The 24,962-nt window shown below is 75.0% G+C and carries 21 protein-coding genes; 9 read left to right on the top strand and 12 right to left on the bottom strand.

Going from position 1 to position 24,962, the window contains the following annotated elements; translation table 11 throughout:
* The first annotated feature begins 66 nt into the window (after positions 1-66).
* From ACIQI7_RS05415 to ACIQI7_RS05440, 6 genes are all read left to right on the top strand, one after another.
* Positions 67-945: a hypothetical protein gene (locus ACIQI7_RS05415; protein ID WP_401105368.1), complete on the top strand. Its 879-nt coding sequence runs from the start codon at positions 67-69 to the stop codon at positions 943-945.
* 1 nt (position 946) lies between these two features.
* Complete coding sequence (gene asnB, locus ACIQI7_RS05420; protein ID WP_401105370.1) at positions 947-2,782, top strand: asparagine synthase (glutamine-hydrolyzing); 1,836 nt, start codon at positions 947-949, stop codon at positions 2,780-2,782.
* Complete coding sequence (locus ACIQI7_RS05425; RefSeq protein WP_401105372.1) at positions 2,779-3,423, top strand: flavin reductase family protein; 645 nt, start codon at positions 2,779-2,781, stop codon at positions 3,421-3,423. Before asnB ends, ACIQI7_RS05425 begins: the two co-directional genes overlap by 4 nt.
* Complete coding sequence (locus ACIQI7_RS05430; RefSeq protein ID WP_401105374.1) at positions 3,420-4,919, top strand: 4-hydroxyphenylacetate 3-hydroxylase family protein; 1,500 nt, start codon at positions 3,420-3,422, stop codon at positions 4,917-4,919. Before ACIQI7_RS05425 ends, ACIQI7_RS05430 begins: the two co-directional genes overlap by 4 nt.
* Positions 4,916-5,758 (top strand): class I SAM-dependent methyltransferase, encoded by an 843-nt coding sequence (locus ACIQI7_RS05435; RefSeq protein WP_401105376.1) that lies wholly within the window; start codon positions 4,916-4,918, stop codon positions 5,756-5,758. The genes ACIQI7_RS05430 and ACIQI7_RS05435 overlap by 4 nt, the downstream gene beginning before the upstream one ends.
* A gap of 107 nt (positions 5,759-5,865) precedes the next feature.
* Positions 5,866-6,741 (top strand): helix-turn-helix domain-containing protein, encoded by an 876-nt coding sequence (locus ACIQI7_RS05440; RefSeq protein WP_401105378.1) that lies wholly within the window; start codon positions 5,866-5,868, stop codon positions 6,739-6,741.
* A 9-nt stretch (positions 6,742-6,750) separates the two neighbouring features.
* Here ACIQI7_RS05440 and ACIQI7_RS05445 read toward each other — a convergent pair whose 3' ends face one another.
* Positions 6,751-8,022, bottom strand: a complete 1,272-nt coding sequence (locus ACIQI7_RS05445; protein ID WP_401105380.1) for an MFS transporter — start codon at positions 8,020-8,022, stop codon at positions 6,751-6,753.
* Between the two features lie 211 nt (positions 8,023-8,233).
* A complete protein-coding gene (locus tag ACIQI7_RS05450; protein WP_401105382.1) occupies positions 8,234-9,133 on the bottom strand; it encodes a LysR family transcriptional regulator ArgP in 900 nt (299 codons plus the stop codon).
* Positions 9,134-9,202: 69 nt separating this feature from the next.
* Here ACIQI7_RS05450 and ACIQI7_RS05455 point away from each other — a divergent pair, with 69 nt between their 5' ends.
* The 3 genes from ACIQI7_RS05455 (at position 9,203) to ACIQI7_RS05465 (ending at position 14,114) form a co-directional block, all read left to right on the top strand.
* Entirely contained in the window at positions 9,203-9,826 is a 624-nt protein-coding gene (locus tag ACIQI7_RS05455; RefSeq protein ID WP_401105384.1) for a LysE/ArgO family amino acid transporter, read from the top strand.
* A gap of 400 nt (positions 9,827-10,226) precedes the next feature.
* A complete protein-coding gene (locus tag ACIQI7_RS05460; protein ID WP_401105386.1) occupies positions 10,227-11,204 on the top strand; it encodes a LuxR C-terminal-related transcriptional regulator in 978 nt (325 codons plus the stop codon).
* A 225-nt stretch (positions 11,205-11,429) separates the two neighbouring features.
* A complete protein-coding gene (locus ACIQI7_RS05465) occupies positions 11,430-14,114 on the top strand; it encodes a LuxR C-terminal-related transcriptional regulator (RefSeq protein WP_401105388.1) in 2,685 nt (894 codons plus the stop codon).
* A 66-nt stretch (positions 14,115-14,180) separates the two neighbouring features.
* On the opposite strand, the gene ACIQI7_RS05470 is transcribed toward ACIQI7_RS05465, so the two are convergent.
* From ACIQI7_RS05470 to ACIQI7_RS05515, 10 genes are all read right to left on the bottom strand, one after another.
* A complete protein-coding gene (locus tag ACIQI7_RS05470) occupies positions 14,181-15,116 on the bottom strand; it encodes an aegerolysin family protein (protein ID WP_401105390.1) in 936 nt (311 codons plus the stop codon).
* Between the two features lie 119 nt (positions 15,117-15,235).
* Positions 15,236-15,565: a hypothetical protein gene (locus ACIQI7_RS05475; protein WP_401105392.1), complete on the bottom strand. Its 330-nt coding sequence runs from the start codon at positions 15,563-15,565 to the stop codon at positions 15,236-15,238.
* A 255-nt stretch (positions 15,566-15,820) separates the two neighbouring features.
* Positions 15,821-16,780, bottom strand: coding sequence for an aldo/keto reductase (locus tag ACIQI7_RS05480; protein WP_401105394.1), 960 nt, complete (start codon positions 16,778-16,780; stop codon positions 15,821-15,823).
* On the bottom strand, positions 16,755-17,873 hold the full coding sequence (locus ACIQI7_RS05485) for a lysylphosphatidylglycerol synthase domain-containing protein (protein WP_401105396.1): 1,119 nt from the start codon (positions 17,871-17,873) through the stop codon (positions 16,755-16,757). The genes ACIQI7_RS05480 and ACIQI7_RS05485 overlap by 26 nt, the downstream gene beginning before the upstream one ends.
* Positions 17,870-18,868 (bottom strand): glycosyltransferase family 2 protein, encoded by a 999-nt coding sequence (locus ACIQI7_RS05490; RefSeq protein WP_401105398.1) that lies wholly within the window; start codon positions 18,866-18,868, stop codon positions 17,870-17,872. Before ACIQI7_RS05490 ends, ACIQI7_RS05485 begins: the two co-directional genes overlap by 4 nt.
* Positions 18,861-20,048, bottom strand: a complete 1,188-nt coding sequence (locus ACIQI7_RS05495; RefSeq protein WP_401105400.1) for an endonuclease/exonuclease/phosphatase family protein — start codon at positions 20,046-20,048, stop codon at positions 18,861-18,863. The genes ACIQI7_RS05490 and ACIQI7_RS05495 overlap by 8 nt, the downstream gene beginning before the upstream one ends.
* The gene (locus ACIQI7_RS05500) at positions 20,042-21,055 is read right to left on the bottom strand and encodes a decaprenyl-phosphate phosphoribosyltransferase (protein ID WP_401105402.1); all 1,014 of its coding nucleotides are present in this window, start codon (positions 21,053-21,055) and stop codon (positions 20,042-20,044) included. Before ACIQI7_RS05500 ends, ACIQI7_RS05495 begins: the two co-directional genes overlap by 7 nt.
* A 20-nt stretch (positions 21,056-21,075) precedes the next feature.
* Complete coding sequence (locus ACIQI7_RS05505; protein WP_401105404.1) at positions 21,076-22,155, bottom strand: NAD-dependent epimerase/dehydratase family protein; 1,080 nt, start codon at positions 22,153-22,155, stop codon at positions 21,076-21,078.
* On the bottom strand, positions 22,152-23,255 hold the full coding sequence (locus tag ACIQI7_RS05510; RefSeq protein ID WP_401105406.1) for a glycosyltransferase family A protein: 1,104 nt from the start codon (positions 23,253-23,255) through the stop codon (positions 22,152-22,154). Before ACIQI7_RS05510 ends, ACIQI7_RS05505 begins: the two co-directional genes overlap by 4 nt.
* An 11-nt stretch (positions 23,256-23,266) precedes the next feature.
* On the bottom strand, positions 23,267-24,877 hold the full coding sequence (locus ACIQI7_RS05515) for a Rieske 2Fe-2S domain-containing protein (RefSeq protein ID WP_401105408.1): 1,611 nt from the start codon (positions 24,875-24,877) through the stop codon (positions 23,267-23,269).
* Positions 24,878-24,962 lie beyond the last annotated feature (85 nt).

The following is a 24,962-nucleotide window of genomic DNA, read 5'->3' on the forward strand; positions in this document are numbered from 1 at the left end:
TAGCGTGGCGGGAACGACGACGACACGACGGTCCGGAGGATCGTCCAGCCGAAGGGAGATGGCCCGATGGGGGGTGTGTCCGACGGGACCGGCGGTCCGACCGTCGCCGGTGACGGGGCGGGTGTCGAGGCCGGTCCGGTCACGGCGGTGCTGGCCGCCGCGTCGATCCGGGACGGCGGCCCCGGTGCGGAGCAGCCGAGGTCCCCGTACCGCGCGATGGCGGACGCCGAGCGGTCCGCGCTCTGGCGGCAGCGGCTGCACGAGGCCGAGGCCGGGCTGACCCGCTACCTGGTGTCGCGCGGGCACGAACCGCACCTCACCGACTGGTTCGTGCTGCAGTCCGAGCTCTTCGCCGACCTGCCCGAGCCGGACGCCCCGGCCGTCGAGTGGCAGCGGGTGTTCTTCCGCGACCAGGCCCTGATGGAGCGCTTCCTCGTGCTGCGCTACGGCGAGGAGGTCCTCGGCGACTGGGCCCGGTCCAACGCCGAGGTGCACCGCGAGGTCGAGCCCGACCACGGCCGGGGCGCCGCCGACCCGATCCACCGGATCGCCCGGCAGGCCGAACTGTACGGCTCCGACTACGAGTTCGACGACGACGCGGCGCCCGGCCGGGAGTGCGCGGCGCTCACCATCACGCACTGCGCGATCTGGGACTACCGGGAGAAGGCCCGGCGCTCGGGCGTACGGCTGACCCTCGCCTCGCCCTGCACGTACTGCACCGAGGCGCTGTCCGCCAACATCCGCGCCAAGGGCTACCGGCCCGCGCACCGGCTGACCCACGGCCCGACCGGCCACGGCTGCCGCTGGGAGTCCACCGCCGCGAACGGGCCGGCCGCCACCGCCGAGCCCGCCGCCACCGGGTCCGTCACCGCCGGGTCCGTCACCGCCGCCGAGCCCGCCGCCACCGCGACGCCCACCGCCGCCGACGACCCCGGGGAGTCCTGACATGTGCGGTATCACCGGCTGGATCGACTGGGACACCGACCTGCTCCACCAGGCCCGGACCGTCCGGGAGATGACCGCCACCCTGGCCTGCCGGGGCCCGGACGCCGACGGCGTCTGGCTCTCCCGGCACGCCGCCCTCGGCCACCGCCGGCTCGCCGTGATCGACCCGGACGGCGGCGCCCAGCCGCTCGCCGACCGCCCCGGGCCGGACGCCGCGGCCGTCCTCTCCTACAACGGCGAGCTGTACAACCACCGCGAGCTGCGCACCGAACTGGAGGCCCTCGGGCACGTCTTCCGGACCCGCTCGGACACCGAGGTGGTCCTGCGCGCCCACCTCCAGTGGGGGAAGGAGGCGCCGACCAGGTTCAACGGCATCTTCGCCTACGCCCTGTGGGACGCCCGGCGCGAGGAACTGCTGCTGGTCCGCGACCACCTCGGCGTCAAGCCGCTCTACTGGCACGCCCACCGCGGCGGCCTGCTGTTCGGCTCCGAGCCGAAGGCCGTCCTCGCCAACCCGCTGTTCCGCGCCGAGCTGGACGCCGAGGGCGTCGCCGAACTGTTCGCGCTGCCCGCCGCGCCGAGCGCCGGCCACGGGATCTTCCGCGGCCTGCACGAGGTCCGGCCCGGCCACCTGGTGGTCGCCACCCGCGCCGCCACCCGCGAAGTCCGGTACTGGCGGCTGGAGTCAGCCGAGCACCGGGACGACGCCGCGACCACCCGGGCGACCGTCCGCGAGCTGCTCGCCGACGCCGTCGAGCGCCAGCTGGTCAGCGACGTGCCGCTGTGCACCCTGCTCTCCGGCGGCGTCGACTCCAGCGCCGTCACCGCCCTGGCCGCCGCCGCCCGCGAACGCGCCGGCCAGGGGAAGATCACCAGCTTCTCCGTCGACTTCCCCGGTAGCGCCGACCGCACCCCCGACGCCTGGCGGACCACCCTGGACGCCCCCTACGTGGCGGCCGCCGCCGAGCACATCGGCACCGTGCACACCACCGTCCTGGTGCCCGACGACGACCTGCTGGACGCCCGCGACGCCGTCCTGCGCGCCCGCGACCGCCCCGGCTGGGGCGAGATGGACGCCTCCCTGCACCTGCTCTTCCGCGAGGTCCGGCGGCGCTCCACCGTCGCCCTCTCCGGCGAGGCCGCGGACGAGATCTTCGGCGGCTACCCGTACTTCCACGACGCCGACGCGCTCGCCGCCCCGACCTTCCCGTGGCTGCACGGCAGGGCGACCCCGGCGGACCTGCTGCGCCCGGACGTCCGGGCCGAGGTGCGCCCCGAGGAGTACACCGCCGCCGCGTACCGGCGCTCGCTCGGCGAAGTGCCGCGCCTGCCCGGCGAGTCGGCCGCCGACGCGCGCACCCGCGAGGTCTTCCACCTCGCGCTCACCCGCTGGCTGCCCCCGTTGCTGGACCGGGTGGACCGGGTGTCGATGTCGGTCGGGCTGGAGGTACGGGTGCCGTTCTGCGACCACCGCCTGGTGGAGTACCTGTGGAACGTCCCGTGGGCGCTCAAGGCGCCGGGCGGGCGGGCCAAGGGCCTGCTGCGCGACGCCGTCCGGGACCTCCTTCCGCCGCAGGTCGCCGACCGGCCCAAGAGCGGATACCCGTCGACCCCGGCCGTCCGCTACGCCGAGGTGCTCACGAGCCGGGCGCGGGAGCTGCTGGCCGACCCGGACGCGCCGGTCTTCGAGCTGGTGGACCGTGGAGCGGTCCGCCGGCTGCTCGCCGAGGGCCGTCCGCTGCCCAGCCCGCGCACCGCGCCGAACCCGGTCGGCGGCCTCGACCACCTGGTGCAGGTCGACGAGTGGCTGCGCGCCTACCGGGTGGGGCTGCGGTGAGCGGCGCCCTCGCCCGGGCGGCCGATCCCGCCACCCAGCTCGGCGCCGAGACCGCCGCCCAGCCCGCCGCAGGGCCCACCGCTCAGCCCGCCGCCCGGCCGATTGCCGAGCACGTCACCGAGGAGGACTTCCGGGCCGCCTCCCGGGGCTGGACCAGCGGGGTCGCGGTGGTCACCACCCGCGCGGGCGAGGAGGTCTTCGCCAAGACGGTCTCCTCCTTCAGCACCCTCTCCCTCGACCCGCCGCTGGTCACCGTCGCGGTCGGCCGGCACAGCCCGCTGGTCGCGGCCGCCCGGGCCGCCGGGCGGTTCGCCCTGTCCGTTCTGACGGACCGTCAGGAACTGGTCGCCCGACGGTTCGCCACCCCCGGAGCCGGCCGCGCGCTCGGTGACTTCACCGCCGCGGGCGCCTTCGCCGCCGTGCCGACGAGGACCGCCGCCACCGGCGCCCCGCTCGTCGAGTCCGCCCTCGCCTGGTTCGACTGCCGGCTGCACGCCGCCCTGCCCGGCGGCGACCACACCATCCTGGTCGGCCTGGTCGCCGCCGCGGACCACGGCGCCGGCGCACCCCTGCTCTACCACGACGCCCGGTACCGCGTACTGGCCCCGACACCCCTGAACCCCACCGGAGTTGGCGCATGACACTGTTGGACACCGCCCCCGGTCGCGGCGCGCCCGCCACCGCCCGAGGCCTGCTCACCGGCGACCGCTACCGGGCCGAACTCGACGACGGGCGCGAGCTCTACCTCGACGGCCGGCGGATCACCGACCCCGCCGGACACCCCGCGTTCAGCCCGGCCGTGGACGAGCTGGCCCGCCTTCTCGACCTCCAGCACCACCCCGACCACCGCGACCTGCTCACCTGGCAGGACCCGGACAGCGGCCTGCGCCTCGCCCGCGCCTACCAGCCCCCGCGCACCCTCGACGAGCTCCGGCTCCAGCGCCGCAGCGCCGAGTTCTGGCACGCCGAGGCGCTCGGGCAGCAGGGCCGCTCACCCGCCTTCATGGCCTCCATCGCCGTCGGCGTCTACGACTTCCGGCACCGGCTGGCCGCCGCCGACCCGCGCTTCGGCGCCAACGCCGAAGCCTGGTACCGCCACTGCGCCACCAACGACCTCGTCCTCTCGCACGCCCTCGGCGACCCGCAGATCGACCGCTCCGCCGACCCGGTCGACGACCCGGACCTCGCCCTGCGCGTCATCGAGGAGAACGACCGGGGCATCGTGGTGCGCGGCGCCAAGCAGCTCACCACCCTCGCCCCGCTCGCCCACGAGGTGCTGGTCTACCTCTCGGCCTCCTTCACCGAGGGCCGCGGCGAGCAGTTCGTGAGCTGGTTCGCCCTGCCGCTGAACACCCCCGGCCTGGTCACGCTCGCCCGCGAGCCGCTCGGCGGCGCCCCCTGGGGCCACGCCCATCCGCTCGGCGCGCGGTACGACGAGCAGGACGCGATGCTCTTCTTCGACGACGTCCTGGTGCCCTGGGACCGCGTCTTCCTGCTGCGGGACGCCGGCCTCGCCCGGCTCGGCCTCGGCCGGATCAACGCCTGGAGCGCCTACGTCGGCCACATCCGCTACCGCGAGCGGCTGCGCACCCTGCTCGCCACCGCCACCCTCGTCGCCGAGTCGATCGGGGTGGACGGCTTCCGCAACATCCAGGAGGACCTCGGCCGCCTCGCCGGCTACGCCGAGCTGACCGAGTACTTCCTGGACGCCGCCGAGGCCCGCGGCGGCCCCACCGACGGCGGCCTGTTCGCCCCCGGCGACACCGCCGCCTCCCGGGTCTGGTCCGCCGAGGTGGCCGGCAGCGCCGTCGAGATCGTCCGCCGGATCGGCGCCTCCGGGCTGCTGATCCAGCCCACCGCCGCCGACCTCGCCCACCCCCGGCTGCGCCCGCACCTGGACCGCTACATGCGCGGGCGCGGCATCGACGCCGAGCGCAAGTCCCGGCTGTTCCGGATCGCCTGGGAGCTCACCGGCGACGGCTTCGGCCAGCGCCAGGACCTCTACGAGTACGTCCACCGGGGCGACCTGACCCGCAACCGGATCAACATCTTCAAGCGGTACGACCAGAGCGGCGCCCGCGAGCGCCTGCTCCAGCTGGTCGACCGGCCCGCAGGCACCGAGGAGGACCAGAAGTGAGCCCGTCCGCCGTCGAGATCCAGGCCCGCACCCTCGCCGGGTACGCCGACGCCAGCCGACTGCGCCAGGTCCAGGACCGCGACTGGGTGCTCGACCGGATCACCGGCGCCCCCGAGTCCCTGATCGACCTGGGCAGCGGGATCGGCCAGCTACTGCAGGCCGCGCTGGAACGGTTCCCCACCCTGCGGCGTGCCGTCGGCCTGGAACGCTCCGAACACCGCCTCGCCGAGGCCGCCGACCGGCTGCGCCCGTACGGCGAACGCGTCGCCCTGCACCGGGCCGACCTCACCGCGCCCGAGCCGCTGCCGTTCCGGGCCGAGGTGATCACCCAGACCTCGGTGCTGCACTGGCTCCACCCGGACGAGGAGCGCGTCTTCGCCTGGGCCGCCGCCCACCTCACCCCCGACGGCAGCTTCCTGCTCACCACCTACCACCCCGCCCGGGACGAGCACGGCCTCGGCGGCGAGGACGAGCTGGTCCGCGACGCGCTGGTCGCCCTCGGCACCCCCCGCCAGGAGGTGCCCGCCGTGTTCGCGCGCCACGGGGTGCTGCCGATCGCGACCCGCACCAGGACCGCCGAGGACCTCGCGGCGGTGATCGGTCCGCACCTCCGGGTGGCCGGGCGGCTGGAGCGCGAGGCCGTCGTCACCGTCGACAGCGCCGAGCGGTACGAGCACTTCCACGCCGCCACCTTCGGCGACTACTACAGCCGCCTGGTGCCGGAGGAACGCCGGGCCGAGTTCTTCCGCGCCGTGGGTGAGAGCGCCTGGCGCCGGCAGCGCGAGCGGGGACACGTCAGCAGCATGCCCGTGCTGCTCTGGACGCTCACCTCCCGTTAACAGCGTGTGTAGCCCGCCGCTCGTCCCTGGGACGAGCGGCGGGCCGCGCCTTACGCTGGGGTTCGTCACGAACCCCGCACCACCGGACCTGGCCGAGGAGCCCCACCGTGTCAACTCCCCCCACCGGACGGGAACTCGGCGCCTTCCTGCGCGCCCACCGCGAACTCCTCAAGCCCGCCGACGTCGGCCTCACCGCCACCACCCGCCGCCGCACCCCCGGCCTGCGCCGGGAGGAGGTCGCCTCCCTCTCCGGCGTCGGCCTCGCCTGGTACACCTGGATCGAGCAGGGCAGGGTCGCCGCCTCCCGGCAGGTGCTGGAGGCGATCGCCCGGGTGCTGAAGCTGGACGACGCCGGCCTGCGGCACGCCCTGCGCCTGGCCGGCTTCCACGAGCCGGCGCCGGACGCCGGCCCGGAGGGCACCGGCCGCCTCACCGGGGCCATCCAGCACGTCCTGGACTCCTGGCCCACCAGCCCGGCCGTCCTGCTGGACCGCCACTTCGACCTGCGCGGCTGGAACGCGGCGTGGGCGGCCCTGTGGGGCTCGCCCGAGTTCGTGCCCGCCGACCGGCGCAACCTGATGTGGGTGATGGCCGCCGACCGCCGGGTCCGCGCGGTGCTGCGGGACTGGGAACCGCTCGCGATGAACGTCTTCCAGCACTTCCGGGCCCAGGCGGGCGCCGCCCTGGCCGAGGCCCGCACCGGCGAGGTCTACCGGCACCTGGACGAGGACGCGCCGGAGCTCCGCCACTGGTGGGGGTGCCACTCGGTGGCGGAGCTGACCGTCCGCACCGTCACGGTCGAGCCGGCCGGGCTCGGCCCCGTCCGGCTGGCCCTGTCCTCCTTCCACCCGGTGGACGACCCCTCGGCGACGGTGCTGCTGTTCACCCCGAGCGGCGCCGCCGACCGGGCGCGGATGGCCGAACTCGTCGAGCACCCGTTGCGCCCGGTCGGCGACGCGGAGGGGGATCGCCGGGTCGGCTGAGCCCGGACCTCAGGCCTTCCGTCCGGCGGCCCGGCGCAGCCCCAGGCTGACCGCCAGGGCGCCGAGCGCGGCCGGCAGCGCGAGCCCCGCGCCGATCACCAGCATGCCGTCCGCGACGTCGCCGAAGGCGCCCACCGCCCAGGCGCCGACCCCGGTGCCCGCGTACATGGTCGAGGTCAGCCACGCGCTGGAGGTCGCGCGCAGCTCCGGGGCGATGGTGCCCGCGAGCGTCTGCTGGTCCGTCACGAAGCCGCCCGAGGCCACGAACCACACCGTCACCCCGGCCAGGGCGAGCACCAGGCCCGGCCCCTCGGCCGCCACCGCGACGCCCACCGCCAGCAGGACGCCCCACAGCGGCAGCAACGGCAGGTCGGAGCGCCCGGCGGTCCTGGCCCGGTCGCCGAGCCGCCCGCCCAGCAGCGAGCCGGCCACGCTGCCCGCGCCGACCAGCACGCCCACCAGGCCGAGCGCCTGCACCGACAGGTCGAAGCGCTGCACCAGCAGCGCGCCGAGGAAGGTGTAGGCGCCCAGGTTGGCGGTGTTGAAGACGGTGTTGACCAGCAGGGCGCGGCGCAGCGTGGGATCGGCCCAGCCCGCCAGGATCGCCCGGACGGCACCCACCCGCGGCGCGTCCGCCCGTTGCGCCTGCTCCTCCGTACGGCCCCGGACCTGGCGCAGCAGCAGCGGCACGGCCGCGGCAGTGCCGACGGCCAGCGCCCAGAACGCCGAGCGCCAGCCGGCCAGCCCGGCCAGGAAGCCGCCGAGCGGCACACCGATCACCTGGCCGCAGGAGAACAGGGCCATGCCGAGGCCCAGTGCGCGCCCGCGCACCGCCTCCGGCGCGCTCTCGGCGATGTGCGCCCAGATGGCCGGCCCGGCCGCGGCCGCCGCCAGCCCGGCCACCGCGCGGGAGACCACCAGCAGGGTCAGCCCGGTGGACAGGGCCGCCGCCGCGTTCGACAGGACGAACAGCAGGGTGCCCGCGACCAGGGTCCGGCGGCGGCCCAGACGGTCGCTCAGCAGCCCGAGGAAGGGCGCCGCGACGGCGTACACCAGCACGTAGGCGGTGACGCTGGAGGCGGCGGCGGCCTCGCTGGTGCGGACCGAGTCCGCGATGGTCGGCAGCAGGGGCGAGACCAGGAAGGTCTCGGTGCCGAACAGGAACAGCAGGAGGAACACCCCGGCATAGCGCCACCGGTCGAAGGCCCGCGCCGACGCGGGCAGTTGGGGGACGTCCTCGGCCTGGTCGGAGGGCCGGGGCGGGTCGGAGATGCTGCTCACGGCGAAGTACCGCCTTCTCGTACGGGGGCGCGGCCGGGCCCTCGGACGGCAGGCGGAAGCGGCCGCGCGACGGCTGACAGAGGTCCGATGCGGCCATCCTGCGGACCGGCGGGACGCCAAGCCAGACAGGCGGTGATCCTGTGAGTCCAGCTCACAGGCTGGGCGCCGCCCCCGTGCGCCCGCCTCCGGTGCCGCAGGCCCTCCCGCGCCGTCAACCGGCCCGCAGGGCCTCCGCGGCGGCCGCCGCGACCACCTCGGCGACGGTGGACAGGGCGGGCGAGTCCAGCTTCCACTGCTGCCAGTACAGCGGGACGTCCATGGGCCGACCGGGTGCCAGTTCCACCAGCCGGCCGGAGCGCAGCAGCGGCTCGGCCTGCGGTTCGGGTACCAGGCCCCAGCCGAGACCGGCGGCCACCGCGTCCCGGAACCCGTCCGAGGCGGGCACCATATGGCGGATCCGGCCGGCGCCGGACCGCCCCCGGGTGAGGGAGCGGACGAACGCGTCCTGGAGCTCGTCGCGCCGGTCGAAGACCACGGTGGGGGCCTCGCACAGGTCCTCGGCCACGTCGCCGGTGAGCCGGCGGGCGGCGAACTCCGGCGTGGCCACGGCCAGGTAGCGGGCCAGGCCGAGCCGCCGCACGGTGCAGCCGGCCACCGGGTCGGGCGAGGAGGTGACGGCCGCCATCACCTGGCCCTCGCGCAGCAGAGCGGTGGTGTGGGCCTCGTCCTCCCGGTGCAGCTCGAAGCAGATCGGCGGGTCCTGCGGCACCCGGGTGAGCGCGGGCAGGAACCACGTGGCGAGGGAGTCGGCGTTGACCGCGATCGGCACCCGGGCCGGGCCCTGCTCGGCCGCCAGGCCCAGTTCGGCGCGGGCGTCCCGCTCCAGGCGGGCCAGCTGGCGGGCGAACCGGACCACCACCTCGCCGGACTCGGTGAGCCGTACCGGCTTGGTGCGCATCAGCAGCACCCGCCCGGTGCGCTGCTCCAGGGCCTTGACGCGCTGGCTGACGGCGGAGGGGGTCACGTGCAGGGCGGCGGCCGCGGCGTCGAAGGTGCCCTCGTCGACCACCGCGAGCAGGGTCCGGACCTGGTCCAGGGGAAGTTCGTCCATAAGTGGAGCTAAGGATACGTAAAAATTCTTAGCTGTACTCATGGCCGGGTGATCCCTACGGTCGGAGCCATGAACAGCAGCACCACCGCGGCCGTGGTCGCCGGTTTCGGCACCGGGCTCTCCCTCATCGTGGCCATCGGGGCCCAGAACGCCTTCGTCCTGCGCCAGGGCGCCCGTCGGCAGGCCGTCCTGGCCGTGGTCGCCATCTGCGCGCTCTCCGACGCGGTCCTGATCACCCTCGGCGTGACCGGGGTGGGCGCGGTGGTCACGGCCTGGCCGGCGGCGCTGACCGCGGTGGGCCTGGCGGGCGGGGCCTTCCTGCTCTGCTACGGCGTCCTGGCGGCCCGGCGGGTGCTGCGTCCGGACCCGGCGGCCGCGCTCACCGACGGCGGGCCGGGGGCGGGGTCCGTCCGGCGGGCGGTCCTCACCTGCCTGGCGATGACCTGGCTGAACCCGCACGTCTACCTCGACACCGTGGTCCTGCTGGGCTCGCTCGCCTCCCACCGCGGCGACCTGCGCTGGGCCTTCGGCGCGGGTGCGGCGCTGGCCAGCCTGGGCTGGTTCGCCGCCCTCGGCTTCGGCGCCCGGCTGCTGAGCGGCGTGCTGGCCCGGCCGAAGGCCTGGCGGGTGCTGGACGCAGTGGTCGCGGCGACCATGCTGGCCATGGGCGGGATGCTGGTCGCCGGGGCCTGAGGGGCGTTCCGCGGCGGGCGGAGGGTCGTGGACGAGGGGGGCGTGGCGTGACGCGGCGGCGCCCGATGCGGGGATTGCGGTTCGACGGGCACCGCCGCGAGGGGAATTCCGGCGAGCGGGGTCGGCGGGTGCCGTCCGAATGCCGGGGAAAAGCGACCGGATGACGTCGCGGACGGATTCCGTCGCCGTCCTGACCCGGCCCGGGACGGGCCGGCGGGGAGCCGGCGCCGGTCGGGCGGCGCGGGCACCGGGCCGGCCCGGCGGGAACGTGCCGCGACTGAACGGAGCCCGGCCCGGGGATGGCCGGACGGCGGGCATCCGAGGAAACTTGGTCTAGACCTGATCGGCGAGCTGGCTTAGCCTCCCTGAAGAATCGGGCGGGATCAGGCGGGGGAACGCTGTGCTTGAAGTTCTGGGCATCGAACCATCGGCCGAGGCGGTGTACCGGCTGCTCGTCGACGAGCCGGGATTCCGGATCGGCGACATGGCCGAGCGGCTGGGGTGGAGCGAGGAGCGGGTGCGCTCCGCGTTGAACCAGCTCGCCGAGCTCGACCTGGTGAACCTGGAGGACGGCTGCCTGGACGCGGTGCCGTTCAACCCGGACATCGGCTTCGGGTTCCTGCTCTCGCGCGCCACCGCCGACCTCAGCCGCCGCCAGCGGCAGATCGAGTCCGCCGAGCAGGCGGTGACCGCGCTGAGCGCCCGGTTCAACGCCAACCGGCCCTCCCGGCACGAGATCATCCACCGGCTGGAGGGGCTGGACGTGGTCCGCAAGCGCCTGGAGGACCTGGCCTCCACCGCCGAGCGCGAGTGCCTGTCGCTGCTGCCCGGCGGCGCCCAGCTGCCGGACACCATGGACGCCAGCGAACCGCTGGACCGGCAGGCGCTGGAACGCGGGGTGCGGATCAGGAGCGTCTACCAGGAGAGCTTCCGCAACGACCCGCCGACGCTGGAGTACGTCCGCTGGTTCACCCGGCTCGGCGGCGAGGCCCGCACGGTGCCCCTGCTGCCGATGCTGCTGGTGGTGGTGGACCGGGAGACGGCGCTGGTGCCGATCGACCCGCAGGACGGCCGCGCCGGCGCGCTGGAGGTCCGGACCCCGGGGGTGGTGACCGCGCTGGCCCTGCTGTTCGAGCAGTTCTGGGCGGCGGGCACGCCGTTCGGCCAGGACCCGCCCCGCAACGAGCACGATCTGACGCCCCAGGAACGGGAGTTGCTGCTCCTGCTGAGCATCGGCTGCACCGACGAGGTGGCCTCGCGGCGGCTCGGGCTGTCGCTGCGCACGGTGCGCCGGATGAGCTCCCAGCTGATGAACCGGCTGGGCGCGCGCAGCCGCTTCGAGGCCGGGGTGCGCGCGGCGAAGGAGGGCTGGCTCTGACCCGGCCGGTGAATTCCGGTGCCCGGTCGGCGCGGGCGGAAAGTTCGTGGGTGAAACGTGATAACAGCGGCGAGATCAGGCTCCGCCACGCGCGTGATCGCGCCGTTTTCCGTGCGGCGAGTCGGTTCGTGCCGTAACCGGGTGAGGATCCGACGGGGGGAGACGGTCACGGTATTCCTGTGGTGGACATTCCTGCGGTGAACAGGAAGAAGGGGATGGGATCAGATGCTCCTGGAGCGCGAGGAGGTGCTGGGGGCGGCCGCGGCGGCCGCGAACGCCGCGCGGGCGGGCAGCGGGCGCTGGGTCCTGCTCTCGGCGCCGGTGGCGGGCATGGGGCGCAGCGCCGCCCTGGAGGCGATCGTCCGGCAGCAGGCGGACGGCGACGCGATGCGGGTGGGCCGCGCGCGCGGTGTGCCGGAGGAGACGGCGTTCCCGTTCGGGCTCGTCCGGCAGCTCTTCGCGGACGACGAGGCCGTCCCCTTCTCGGCGCCGGCCGGGCCGGACGAACAGCGGCTGTTCCACCGGCTGACGACACGGCTGACCCGCTCGGCCGCCGAACGGCCGACGCTGCTCGCGGTGGACGACCTCCACCACGCCGACGAGCCGTCCCGGCGCTGGATCGGCTACCTCGCCCGCCGGATCGGCGGGATCCCCGTCCTGCTGGTGGCCACCGAGCGCGCCGACCCGTGCGGTCCGGCCCCCTTCCCGGGCCCCACGGGCGTGTCCGTCGCCCTCCGCCCCCTCAGCGCGTCCGCGGTCGCCCGGATCGCCCGGGCCGCCGGCCTGGACCAAGGGTCCACCGTGACCTGCGTCGAGGCGAGTGCCGGGAACCCGGCCCTGGTACGGGCGCTCGCCGCCGACCTCGGCGACGGACGGATCCCCCGCCGACCGTCCGCCCGGTCCCGCAGCCGCTACCGCGACACGATCGCCGACTGGCTGAGGGGGGCCGATCCGTGCTTACGCCACGCCTGCCTCGCGCTCGCCGCCGCGGCCGAGGAGGGGTTGCCGGCCGGCCCCGGCCTGCTCCACCGGCTCTCCGGCCGCCGCCCGTCGTGGCGTTCCCCGGGCGAGCGGCCGGTGCGCCGCCTGAGCACGCTGCTGAGCCACCCCCTCGCGCGGGAGGCCGTCCTCGCCGCCGCGGAGCCGGAGGAGATCGCCGCACTGCGTGCCCGCATCGCGGAACTGCTCGACGAGAGCGGTGCGCCCGCGAGGGCGGTGGCCGCCCGGCTCCTGCGGGTGGACCGGCCCGGCGAGGTGTGGATGGCCCGTTCACTGGCCGAGGCCGCCGAGGAGGCGATGCGGGCCGGCCACGTCGCGGAGTCCGCCGCGTACCTGCGCCACGCCCTGAGCGGCCCGCTCGACCCGGAGCGCCGCGCCGCCCTCACCATGCGCCTCGGCGCGCTGGAACTTCCGAACAACGCGACCGCCGGCATCCGCAGGCTCCACACCGGACTGGACCTGCACACCGACCTCCGGGACCGGGCGACCGCGGCGACCGCCCTCAGCGCGGCCCTCGTCGCGGGCCGGGACCCGGACACCGCCCTGCGGATCCTCCACCAGGCGGGCCGGGGCGCCACCGACGACGAGCTCGTCCAGGTGTTGCAGACCCTCGGCGCGCTGGTCTCCTCGCACGACGGCGACGCGTGGCGCGGCGCCGTCGCGGGGCTGCGCGCGCTCGCCCCGACGGCGGCCCCGGCCATCGAGCCGCTGGTGTGCGGACTGATCACCGAGTACGAAGCCGGAGCCGGCCTCTGCTCGGCGGCCGAGGCGCTCGCCCGGGTCCGGCCGCGGCTGGCGGCGCCGGTGGACCCGCGGCTGCGGACCGCCTGGCTGGGCAGCGCGGCAACCCTGTTGCAGTGGGCGGACCGCCTGGCGGAGGCGCGCGAGCTGACCGGCCTCTGCCTGCCCGCCCCGCCCGTCCCGCCGGACCTGACGGACGCGGGTCTCCAGTGCCTGCTCAGCGTCCGGGCCGAAGCGGCGCTCTGGGCGGGCGAGTTCGAGCGGGTCGTCGCCGAGAACGCGCCCCTGGTGGAGGCGACCGCCGGGCGGGGCGTCCGGCTGCCGCACCTGGCGGCCATGGTGGCGACCGCCCGGTGCGAGACCGGGCGGCGGGCCGGGGCGTGGGAGGCCCTGGACCTGGCCGGCCCCTGCGGCAGCGACAGTTCCTGGGAGTGGAACGAACTCAGCCACGCCCGGGCCCTGTTGCACGCGGCGGACGGCGACTGGCAGGCGGCGCTCGACGACCACCTGCGCTGCGGAGCCGGCCAGAGCGCTCGTGACTTCGTCAGCCCGGTCGCCACGCCGTGGCGTTCCGGGGCGGCGCTCGCCCTGACGCGGCTCGGGCGGCGGGAGGAGGCCCGGGAACTCGCCGAGGAGGAGCTGCGCCACGCCCGGACCTGGGGGACCGCGCGAGCCGTCGGCCGGGCGCTGCGGGCCTTCGCCGCGACGGTGGGCGGCCGGCCGGCCCTGGGTGCGCTGACGGAGGGCGCCGAGCTGCTCAGGCCGGCTTGCGCGCCGGTGGAACTCGTGGAGGTCCTGGTCGACCTGGGCCGGGCCCAGATCGGGGCGGGCAACGGCCGCAGGGGCCGCGACACGCTGCGCGAGGCGCACGCCGTGGCGCTGCGGCTGGCCGGGCCCGCCGCGGAGAACGGGGCGCCGGCCACCGGCCGACTGCTCGACCTGACGGCGCGGGCGCTGCGCGAGGGCGGGGTGCGCAACCGCAGCGGCGGCCACGAACTGACCCCCGCCGAGCGGCGGGTGGCCGAACTGGCGGCGGCGGGGCACACCAACAACCAGATCTCCGACGCGCTCTGCCTCACCCGCCGCACCGTGGAGACGCACCTCACCAACGCCTACCGCAAGCTGCGGATCGCCCGGCGCACCCAGCTGGTCGCGGTACTGGGGCAGTAGGAGCCACGCCGCCCCGCCCGGGTGCGGACGCACCCGGGCGGGGCGGCTCAGGTCAGGCCGGCGCGATCAGGACTTCGACAGGGTGAAGGAGACCGCGGCGTTGTCGCCGCCGCCGCCCTGCCAGGTGCACTTGTACCCCCAGGGGGCGTCGCAGCTGTAGCTGTTGCTGCCCGCGTAGGGGTTGTTCCAGTGCACCTTCACCTTGCCCTGCTCGCCGAGCAGGTCGAAGGTGACGTCGCCCTCGGTGCCGGTCATGAAGCCGTCCGACTCGCTCTCCCACTTCGCGGTGACGCCGGACTGGATCATGGACGGCGGCATCCCGTTGTCGGACCAGATCCCCCACTGCAGGCTCGCGCCGGAACGGGTGAGCAGCTTGCCCGAGTTGTTGGTGAAGTTGACGGAGGTGCTGCGGGCGGCGCTGGTGAGGGCGGGGGCCTCCGCAGCGGCCGGGGACGCGGCGGCGAAGGACGCGCGCCCGATGGAGAACGTGACCGAGGTGTTGTCCCCGCTGCCGCCGCTACGGGAACAGGTGTAGCCGTACGGGACGGAGCAGCTGTAGTCGTTGGAGCCCCAGTAGGGGTTGTTCCAGTGCAGCTTGACCTCGCCGCCGTCGGAGAGCGTGTAGGTGATGCTCCCCTCCGTCCCGGTCGCGAACCCGCAGGACTCGCTCTGCCAAGTGGCGGACTTCGAGTTGGGGACGTAGTCGGGCGGCAGCATGTCGTTCGTCCAGCAGCCGTGGTCGAGCTTCTCCCAGGTCTTGGTCAGGCCGGACCCGCTGTTGTTGGAGACGGTGACCTTGGTGGAACGGTCCGCGGTGATCCGCGGCACGCTCGCCGCCTGGCTCTCGGCGGCCGGGCGCTGCGCCGCGGAGGCCTGGGGCGCGGCCGGTGCGGCGGCCTGCGCGGACGGGGCGAGGGAGACCGCTCCGGCCGCCATCAGCAGGGCGGTGAGGGCACCGGCGGCCGTGCGGCCCAGGGCGGTGGTGGACGTCGTACGCTGCATGGGGTGACCAACTCTCTTCGTGGCGGGGCGAGCGGATGCGGCACGCTCGCCGTGGTCGGATCCGGGGGCGTCGCGGCTCGGGGCCGGCGCCGGGGGGCTCGCTGGATGTGGCCGGGGACCTACTGGATGTAGAGCTCCCACCGGTACGCGCCGTCGACCCAGACCTGCTCGATCCTCTGCTGTACGGCGCTCCCGAGGCCGTACAGCACCCAGTACGCGGCCTCCGCCGCGACGTACGTGTCGTACCGGCCGGCCCACCGCCAGATGTCGATGGCCTGCGCCGAGGTGCCCTCCTGGAGGGCGGTCGGCGCGTCGGCGGGCGCAACGGCGGCGTGCGGCCGGGCGGGGGCGGCCGAAGAGGCGGCGGCGTACGCCTGGGCGGTGCCGCCGACGAGGACCGCGGCGGCGAGGGCGGCGCAGAGCGAGGCCGCGCGAATTCGCCTGTTCATGACAAATATTCCCTTCTGGACGTTCCACGCGACAGCCGGTCACCCGTGGCGGATCGGCCCGCCCCGGCTGCGGGGTGCGGTGGTGGTCACAGACTGGCAGCGACCGCCGCACCCGGGCATCGTGGAAAACCGCGAACTTGGCGCGGTGCGCGTTCCAGGGGTGTGCGTCCGGGAAGTGCGCGCTCCCCACGTGCGGGCGTCCCAGGGATACCGGGGCCTGTCCCGCACGACAGGCCCCGGCGGTCGGCCGCCGGGTCAGGCCGCGGCGTCCAGTCGCCGGCGCTGCTCCTCGTCCAGGACGAGGTCCAACGCGCCGAGGCTCTCCTCCAGTTGGGCGACGGAGCTGGCGCCGACGACCGGCACGGTCGGCACGGGGTGGCCGAGCAGCCAGGCGAGCACGACCTGGTTGACGGTGGCGCCGGTCTCCTCGGCCACCTCTGCGAGCACGGCCAACTGGGCCTTCGCCGTGGGCCATTCGTACTGCTCGCGCAGCGGGCGGTCGGATCGGCAGTACGAGCCGCCGAGCAGCGGGGAGTAGGCGAGCAGCGTCATCGACGGCCGCGGTGCGAGGTACGAGAGCAGGGCGTCGTCGGCGTGCTTCTGGATGCCGAAGTCCGCGTCGGGCCGCGGCCGCAGGTAGCTGTGGCGCTGCTGGACGCACCGGTAGCCGGGCCAACTCCGCTCGGCGGCGAGGTCGTTGGCGGCGGCCAGTTCGGCGGCGCCGTGGTTGCTGCAGCCGAGGGCGGTGACCTTGCCGTCGGCGACCAGGGCGGCGAAGGCGCCCATGGTCTCCTCGACCGGCGTGGCCGGGTCGGCCACGTGGGCGTAGTAGAGGTCCACCCGGTCGGTGCCGAGCCGGCGCAGGCTGCCCTCGGCGGCCTCGCGCACGGCGCGGGCGGACAGGCCCTCGATGTGCTCGGGGAAGGGCAGGCCGGGCACCGGGCGGGCGCCGACCTTGGTGGCGAGCACCAGGTCGTCGCGGTTGCCGCGGCGCGCCGTCCAGCGGCCGAGCAGCTCCTCGCTCTCGTGGCCGTCGGCGCCGGGCGCCCAGAAGGCGTAGTTGTTCGAGGTGTCGATGAACGTCCCGCCGGCTTCGGTGAACCGGTCGAGGATCGCCGTCGCGGTCTCCTCGTCGACGGTGGTGCCGAAGGTCATCGCGCCGAGACAGAGCGCGCTGGCCGACTGCCCGTCAACTCCGAGGCTGCGGTACCGCATCAGTCATCCCTCCAGGGGGGTCGTCGGTGGTGTCGCCGGTCGCGGCCGGGGGTGTGGCCCGCCGGGACCGGGTCACCAGAATCATTACCCCGGCGGTGCCCAGTTCGGCCAATGTGCAGACCAGCCGGGAGACGATCGCGGCGGCGCCCGCCGTCGGGACCGGGACGACCGTCGACAGCGACAGCACCAGGACCATCTCCCGGGCGCCCAGGCCGTCCGGGAGGACGATGGTCAGCGTCCCGGCGACGGTGGCGAGCGCGAAGCCGCCGACGCAGGCCGACAGCGAGCGGGCGGGCGGCCCGTCCAGGGCGACCACGATCAGCCACAGGTGCAGCCCGGCCGAGAACCAGGACAGCAGCGCCAGGGCGAGCGAGACCCGCACCGCGCGGGGCGAGTTGCGCCCGGTCGGCGGCGGTCGGCGGAACAGCCGGGCGCCGCGCTCCACCGACGCGCCGATCAGCCCCGGGCGGACCACGAAGCAGAGCAGGACGAGCACCGGCAGGGCCAGCCACCAGGTGTTCCCGCCGAGCACGGCGGGGGCGATGCCGAGTGCGGCGAGGCAGGCGGTCAGCATGGTGATGCCCAGGCTGACCACGTAGGTGGTGACCATCCGTCCGGCCGTGGCCCCGTACCCGGCGCCGAGCTGGATGTGGGCCAGCAACCCGAAGACCGGGGTCGGGAGGAACTTGCCGAGCAGCCCGCAGAAGAAGATCCGGGCACTGCCGAACAGCCCGACGGGCGGGCCCAGGTCGTCGAGGACGGCCCGCCACGACAGCAGGCCGAGCAGCAGCCCGCCGACGTTCGTCAGCACGGACAGCGCCAGCAGGGCCAGGAAGCGCCCGTCCGCCATCCTGGTCACCAGGCTCCAGGCGTCGTTGCGGGCCACCGCGACCATGCCCGCGACGCCGGCCAGCAGCAGGACGGCGGTCAGCAGGCGGTGCCGGCCCCTGGGCCGCCCCGCCGCCGTGTCGGCCGTCGCGCCGTCCGCCGTCCCGCCGCCCGCCACTGCAGCGCCGCCCGCCGCCGTGTCGGCCGTCGCAGCGCCGCCCGCCGCCGGCGCCGTGGCCGGACGCCCCCCGGACGCGCCGGTCATGACGCCCGGTGCCGCGGCCGCCGGAAGCCGCGCTCGGTGAGCGCCCGCACCGCGCCCCGGGCGACGCCCGCCACCAGCGCGGTGTGCAGCAGGAAGTGGTAGCCGACGAAGACCGGGTAGTACCGCAGCCCCTGGTCCCGCACCACGAACCGGGCCAACCCGGGGTCCGCCACCGCGAACCAGGCCACCCCCAGCGCCGGGAGGACGGCCGCCCGGGGCGTCAGGAGCAGCAGCGGCAGGCTCCCCCAGGTGGCGGCGGTGGCCAGCACGCCCGGCATCCGGTTGGCCTTGAGCGCCCCCGGGCTGAACCGGTGGGCGCCGGCGAACGCCACCAGCAGCTGCGAGCGCCGGTACTGCTCGCCGAGCAGCGCGCCCAGCCGGTCCACGTCGTCGTGCCGACCGGTGATCCGCTCGGTCAGCAGGACCGGGTACTTCGCCGACAGCCGCTCGCTGTACTCGACGTCCTCCGACTCCCGCAGGGTCTCGTCCAGCGGGCCGATCTCCTCGTACACCGTCCGCCGGATCGCGCACATGGCGAAGAAGACGGTGCGGACCCGGCCGGTGGCCCGCCGGCGCCACCAGTACTCGTGCAGGACGCGGTAGCGCTCCACCGGCCCGTCGTCGAACAGCGCCCGCTTGCCGACCACCCCGTGGACGCAGCCGAGGTCGGGCTGTTCCTCCAGCAGGGCCACCGCGTTCCCGACCGCGTCCGGGTCCAGCGCGATGTCGGAGTCCAGGAAGAACAGGATCTCGCCGGTGCTCTCGGCCGCGCCCCGGTTGCGGGCGACGGACACCCCGCCGTTGCGCTGGGTGATCAGCCGGACCGGGTAGCGCCGGACGATCTCCGGGGAGCGGTCCGAGCTGCCGTCGTCGACGACCAGCACCTCGTGCACGGGGTAGGTCTGCGCCAGGGCGGACTCGACGACCGCCGCGATGGTCTTCTCGTAGTTGTAGTTGGGGATGATCACCGACACCGTGGGTCGTGCGTCAGCCATGCGTGCCTCCCGATGCCGGCCCGGAGATCCAGGCGTCCTGGCGGAGATGGTCGGATGTGCCCTCGGGGCTGCTCAGCGCGTAGCGGTGGGTCCGGGCACCGTGCGCGGTGAACGCCCAGTCGAAGCGCCACCAGTCGTGCCAGCTGCCGGCGTCCCAGGACGTCGGCAGGATCGTGTCGCCCGCGTCCGCGGCGTCCTGGGTGAGGCCGCGCAGCCCGTTGAGGTCGCCCATGCCGGCGTTGGTGTTGAAGTCGCCGGCGATGAACAGCGGGTGGGGGTTGTCGCGGACGTCCCGGAGCAGCCCGTCGAACTGCTGCCGGCGCTCCCGCTGCCGGCGGTGCACGTCGGCCGGGAAGTCCTGCGGGGGCATCCCGTAGGCGACCGGCACGAGCATGTGGACGTTGTAGAAGGAGACCACCGACCCGTTCACCGCGAGGTCGGTGCGCAGCACCTTGGCCCCGGCGAAGACCCGCGACCAGTCGCCCTCCCCGCTCGCCCGCAGCTCCCGGTCCGGGCCGACCGGCGGCTGCGCCACCACCGGGAAGCGGGAGAGCGTCACCAACTCGCCCCGGACGACCAGCTGGTAGCCGGGGAACTCGCGCCTCAGCCTGGCGGTGTCGTCCACCTCGCGGGCGCCGTCCGCGCCGGCCGAGTCGTCCCAGTGCAGGTACTCCTGGAGCAGGTAGACGTCGGCGTCCTGCGCCCTGAGGTAGGCGTAGAACCGGTCCGGGTCGACGTCGGAGCCCCAGTACTCGGTGTTCTGCGCGACGACGTGGAGCGCGCCGGGCGGTACGGTCCGGTCGGCCGTCGCCGCGGCCAGGGTCAGCCCGGACTGGTCCAGTCCGACGGCGAGCGAGAGCGCGCCCATGGCGGCCGGCCAGCGCACCCGGCTGGGGCTTCGGCGCAGCCGGACGGCCAGCGCGGCCAGCAGCACCAGCAGGGGGACGCCGAGCAGCACCGGCGGGGGCGCGGAGCCGGGGACCACCCAGAACCAGGCCCGGCCGGTCAGCGCCTCCTGGAGCGCGCAGAACAGCAGCCACGCCGCGCTCGCCCCGGTCAGCAGCCGGACCGGCCAGGTGGCGGCCCGGTCGGCGAGGAACCAGGAGCGCCGGGGCCGGGGCAGGAAGCGGCGGCCGGGCCCGGGGAGCGCGGAGCGGCCGGGCCCGGGGAGCGTCACCACGACTGCACCACCAGCAGGAGGCCGAAGCCGGCCAGCCACAGCCCGCCGACCGCGAGCATGGTCCGGTCCGTGAAGAGCGTCCGGGTCGGTTCGCCGCCGCCCTCGCTGACCAGCAGGATCTGCAGGTAGCGGGCGATCGCGAAGACCGCCAGCGGGGTGGAGAGCAGGATCCGCAGCTGGCGCATGCCGCCGGCCGCGGCGTCGCTCTGGAGGAAGGACACGTAGGCGAGCACGGTCACCGACGCGGCGAAGGTGACCATGCTGTTCAGGAACGGGACGGAGTAGGCGCGCAGGGCCGGCCGGTGCAGTTCGGAGGGCCCGCCCTGGACCGACGTCAGTTCGTGCCGGCGTTTGCCGAAGCCCAGCAGGATGCAGACCGAGAACACGCAGAGCAGGAACCACGAGGAGATCGAGACCGACGCCGCCATGGCGCCGGCGCAGACCCGCAGCACGAAGCCGGTGGCGATGACGAAGACGTCGACCACCGAGACGTGCTTGAGGACGAAGCTGTACAGGATGTTGGTGACCGCGTAGACGAGCACGGGGACCGCGGCGGCCCCCGCGGTCGCCGATCCGGCCAGCAGGGCGAGGTAGAGGACGGCGCCGAGCACGACGGCGGCCGGGACCGGCACGGCCCCGGAGGCGATCGGGCGGTGGCGCTTGACCGGGTGGCGGCGGTCCCGCTCCCGGTCGGCGAGGTCGTTGACGACGTAGGTGGCCGAGGAGGCGAGGACGAACAGCACCAGGACGGGCAGCGCGCCGACGACCGCCGGCCACGGCGAGGTGCCGGACTCCAGCAGCGGCAGCACCAGGACGACCGCGTTCTTCGCCCACTGGTGCGGCCGGACCAGCCGGACCAGGCCGCGCACCAGCGCGCCGCGTCCGGGCTCCCGGGGTGACGCGCCGGGCCCGTCGGGCGGTTCGGCGGTCGGGGGGCCGGTGTCCCCGTCGGGCGGATGGACCGGCGGACCGACCAGGCCCTCGCGGTACTCGCTCGCAGTACTCACTTCCGTTCCCTTCGCTGCTGTCAGAAGAGGACCTTGACCGTGCGCAGGGCACCCTCGCGCCAGCGGTCGGAGTGCGTCCGGCCGGTGGTTCCGGCCACGGTGGACCGGTTCTCGCGGTACCAGGTGAAGCTGCGCCCGATGGCGGTCGCGTTGGAGTGACGGGGGGTGAAACCGAGCACCTCGCGGGCGTCGGTGATGTCGACGCAGGAGTCCCGGGTGAGCTTCTGGACGAGGCGGCCGTAGACCGGTGACAGCCGCAGCGCGGCCAGCGTCCGCAGGGCCGCCTTCGCCGGGCCGAGCGGCAGCGGGACGACGCGTCCGCCGTGGCCGGCGAGGTCCAGGACGACCTGGCAGTCCTCGCGGAACGAGCCGTACTCGGCCGCGCCGACGTTGAACTCCCGGTTGATCCGCTCGCCCGGCATGGTGAGCATCGCGGTCACCAGGTCGCAGAGGTCCTCGACGTCCAGCATCTGGTTGAGGGTGTGGCCGCCGCCGAGGACCGGGAAGCCGCGGCCGTCCAGCGCCCAGTCGAAGAGCATCGCGAATACGCCGAGCCGGCCCGGGCCGATGAAGGTCTTCGGGCGCAGCACGGGCACGCACATGCCCCGGCTCCGGTGGTCGGCGCACAGCCGCTCGGCCGCGATCTTCGCGGCGTTGTACGGGTCGACCGGGACGAGCGGGTGGGACTCCGGGGTCGGCGTGCGCTCCGGCAGGCCGTACACCGCGGTGGAGGAGATGTGCAGCACCCGGTCGGTCCCGGCGCGCCGGGCGGCGTCCAGGACGGTGCGGGTGCCGTCGACGTCCACCGAGCGGATCTCTGCCGCCGGGTGGCTCGGCAGCGCGGCGGCGCCGTGCACCACCACGTCCGCCTCGGCCGTCAGCCGGCCGAGCAGGGTGCGGTCCCGGACGTCGCCGACCACCGCCTCCACGGAGGGCAGGGCGGCGAGTGCGGGCGGCAGCGGGCGGCGGTCGAGGGCGACCACCCGGTGCCCGGGCGAGCTGCCGAGCCGGCGGACCAGGGCGCTGCCGAGGAAGCCCGCCGCGCCGGTGAGCAGGACGCGCTGGGGACGGGCGGCGGGTCGGGGGGTGTCGGTGGTCACGGGCGGCCTGCCGGCCCGCTCGGGAGCGGGTTCCGGTCCCCGCCGGGCGCCGCGGGCCGCGCACCGGCGGCTGCACCGGCGGCTGTACCGGCGCCCACTGGCGGCAGTTGACGCCGGTACAGCCGACGGAACCGCGGGCTCAGCAGCCACTGGCCGGCGCCGACCGCCGCGCCCGCGGTCACCGCGGTGCCCGCCGCGAAGTGCAGGGCGGTGTACGCGACGGCGGTCGCGACCCCGCGTTCGCGAACCAGGAAGGCGTGGAAGCCGCGGTCGGCGAGCACGGCGCCGGCCGCCAGTGCGGCGGTGACCGGAAGCGTCCGGCGGGACACCAGGGCCAGCGGCAGCGAGGCCGTCGCGCCGGCCGCGGCGAGCGCGGCGAAGGCCCGGGACCGGGTCTCGAACCCGCGCATGAAGCCCCGGTGGTCGACGTAGAGCGGCACCCGCAGCCGCGCCCGCCGGAACAGCTTGCGGACCAGGGCGGACAGCCGCTCCTCGTCGTTGTGCCGCCCGACCACCGCGGAGCTGAGCTCGATCCGGTGGGTGGCCGACAACCGTACGCCGAAGTCGATCTCCTCGGTCTGGCGCAGGGCCGGGTTCAGCCCGCCGGAGTCCAGGAACAGCGACCGGCGGATGGCTGCCAGGGCCGAGAACCAGGGGGTGACGGTGCCTTCGGAGCTGATCCGCCAGTAGTACGACTGGAGGATCCGGTAGTCCCCGACCCGGGTGGTCGGCAGCAGCGGGTGCTTGTCGGTGATGCCGCACACCGATCCGACCTTCGGGTCGGCGGCCAGCCGCTCCACGGCGGCGGCGACCGAGGTCGGGGACAGGCCGACGTCGGCGTCCAGGAAGAACACGATCTCGCCGCGGGCCTCCCGGGCACCGCGGTTGCGGGTCTCGGCGGGGCCGGAGTTGCGCTCCTGGCGGACCAGCCGGCACGGGTACCGCTCGGCGACCAGGGCGGAGTCGTCGGTGCTGGCGTCGTCGACCACGACGATCTCGACGTTGGGGTAGGTCTGGGCGGTCACCGCCTCCAGGCAGGCAGGCAGCGTGCGGGCGTCGTTGTAGAGCGGGATGACCACCGACACCAGGGGAAGGGTCATGACAGTCCTGTTCAGGCCGCGGGGATCTCGGGCAGGTCCGGGTCATCGTCGGACGGGTTCACCCGCGCCTCGCTGATGATCTTCCGGTCGTCACTGGTCAGGCAGCGGCCGGTGGCCAGGTCGAACTCCCAGTCGTGCAGCCGGCAGGTGAGCACGCCGTCCCGGTGGGAGCCGAACCGGACCAGGTCCGCCTTGAGGTGGGGGCAGAGCCGCTGGACGACGTAGTCGCCGGCCCGGGCGCGCTCCTCGGTCTGGCTCAACTCCGCGTAGTAGCCCTCGACGTAGGACATCCGCTCGGTCGAGAGGGAGGCGAAGAAGGTGGTCACGAACTCGTTGAAGGGCCCCTTGCGGGCCGCCCTGAAACGGCAGGACAGGAACAGCTCGTTCGCCCAGTCGGGGCAGCGCTCGGCGACCAGCCGTTCCACCAGCGGCCGGGGCAGCTCGAAGCGGTAGCGGCACTCCTCGCCCGCCCAGCGGGCCACCCGGCGGTCCAGGAAGTCGAACAGGATCTGCTCGGTGTCCGCGCCCGGGGCCCCGGCGGCGTCCGCGCCGTCCACCACCTCGACCAGGACCCGGCCGTTGACGCCCTCGCAGGTGTGGTCGGCGTACCGCAGCAGCGGCTCCACCCACTCCTGGAGGCTCGTCAGCAGGTCCGTGCGGCCGGTCGGCCAGCCGGCCTTCTCCGCGCGGATCCGCTCGGCCCGGCGGGCCTGGTAGTCGCGCAGGTAGCCGGTGCGGTCGTCGCGGATCCGGGCGACCGTCCGCTCGTCGACCTGCTCCAGCCGGAAGCCGCGGTCCGGGCCCAACTCGGTGACGGTGCCGGGCAGGAACAGGTGGGCGTTGGCCACCCCGTGCTCGCGCAGGAAGTCGAGGAACACCCACTGGTCGGGGAAGATGTTGGCGTCGTCGCCGTCCAGGTCGTTGAGGTGGAAGAGCTCCTCGTCCAGGAAGCAGGGCGGCCCGGCGAACGGGAAGACGTGCTCGGCGCCGTACTGCTCGACGTAGTTCAACGCGCGGGCCATGCCGTTGCGGCGCTTGCGGCGGCCGACGGTCTGCTTCATCCGGGCGGGGAAGTCGTACACCATCGGGTACCAGATCGCCCCGGAGTACTGGAGGAAGTGCCCGGCGAGCGGCCCGAAGGACCTGATCCGGGGCTCGTCGACCGGGCGGGCGTCGTTCTGGTTGAGGATCCTGGTGCCGTTGTCGTCGACCAGGATCGCGGAGTCGCCGATCGGGCCGTCGGTCGGCGAGGTGAGCGCGTTGACCATCACCCGGACGCCGCCGTCCAGCGGGGTCGGTTCGAGGTCCCGGGTCTGCACGAAGTGGCGGAAGCCGAGGTCCTCCAGGGACGTCCGCAGGTCGCGGACCGGGAAGTCCGGCAGCAGCACCACGGTGTCCTTGGACATCCGGGTCCGCAGCCACTCGGCGTCGAAGTGGTCGTGGTGGAGGTGGGAGACGTACAGGTACTCCGCGGTGTGCAGCTGGGCCGTGTCCATCGCCTCGTTGTCGGGGAACGGGAACCAGGAGGCGAAGAAGGCCGGATTGAACCAGGGGTCGCACAGGATGCGCCCGGCACTGGTCTCCACGAGCAGGCCGGCGTGGCCGACGGATGTGATGCGCATGAGTCTCCAAAGGCGGTCGAGCGACTTCGGGAGGAGGCGGACCGGGGTGGGCGACGGCGGTGCGTGCGGGGGGGAGCCGCCGTCG

The sequence above is a fragment of the Kitasatospora sp. NPDC092039 genome (assembly GCF_044756065.1).
Taxonomy (GTDB): Bacteria; Actinomycetota; Actinomycetes; order Streptomycetales; family Streptomycetaceae; genus Kitasatospora.

Excerpts from the sequence above, each read along its gene's own strand:
- ACIQI7_RS05415 (WP_401105368.1), top strand. The coding sequence starts at position 67 with ATGGGGGGTGTGTCCGACGGGACCGGCGGTCCGACCGTCGCCGGTGAC.
- asnB (WP_401105370.1), top strand. The coding sequence starts at position 947 with ATGTGCGGTATCACCGGCTGGATCGACTGGGACACCGACCTGCTCCAC.
- ACIQI7_RS05430 (WP_401105374.1), top strand. The coding sequence starts at position 3,420 with ATGACACTGTTGGACACCGCCCCCGGTCGCGGCGCGCCCGCCACCGCC.
- ACIQI7_RS05450 (WP_401105382.1), bottom strand. The coding sequence starts at position 9,133 with ATGGACGAACTTCCCCTGGACCAGGTCCGGACCCTGCTCGCGGTGGTC.
- ACIQI7_RS05455 (WP_401105384.1), top strand. The coding sequence starts at position 9,203 with ATGAACAGCAGCACCACCGCGGCCGTGGTCGCCGGTTTCGGCACCGGG.
- ACIQI7_RS05465 (WP_401105388.1), top strand. The coding sequence starts at position 11,430 with ATGCTCCTGGAGCGCGAGGAGGTGCTGGGGGCGGCCGCGGCGGCCGCG.
- ACIQI7_RS05470 (WP_401105390.1), bottom strand. The coding sequence starts at position 15,116 with ATGCAGCGTACGACGTCCACCACCGCCCTGGGCCGCACGGCCGCCGGT.
- ACIQI7_RS05475 (WP_401105392.1), bottom strand. The coding sequence starts at position 15,565 with ATGAACAGGCGAATTCGCGCGGCCTCGCTCTGCGCCGCCCTCGCCGCC.
- ACIQI7_RS05480 (WP_401105394.1), bottom strand. The coding sequence starts at position 16,780 with ATGCGGTACCGCAGCCTCGGAGTTGACGGGCAGTCGGCCAGCGCGCTC.
- ACIQI7_RS05485 (WP_401105396.1), bottom strand. The coding sequence starts at position 17,873 with ATGACCGGCGCGTCCGGGGGGCGTCCGGCCACGGCGCCGGCGGCGGGC.
- ACIQI7_RS05490 (WP_401105398.1), bottom strand. The coding sequence starts at position 18,868 with ATGGCTGACGCACGACCCACGGTGTCGGTGATCATCCCCAACTACAAC.
- ACIQI7_RS05510 (WP_401105406.1), bottom strand. The coding sequence starts at position 23,255 with ATGACCCTTCCCCTGGTGTCGGTGGTCATCCCGCTCTACAACGACGCC.
- ACIQI7_RS05515 (WP_401105408.1), bottom strand. The coding sequence starts at position 24,877 with ATGCGCATCACATCCGTCGGCCACGCCGGCCTGCTCGTGGAGACCAGT.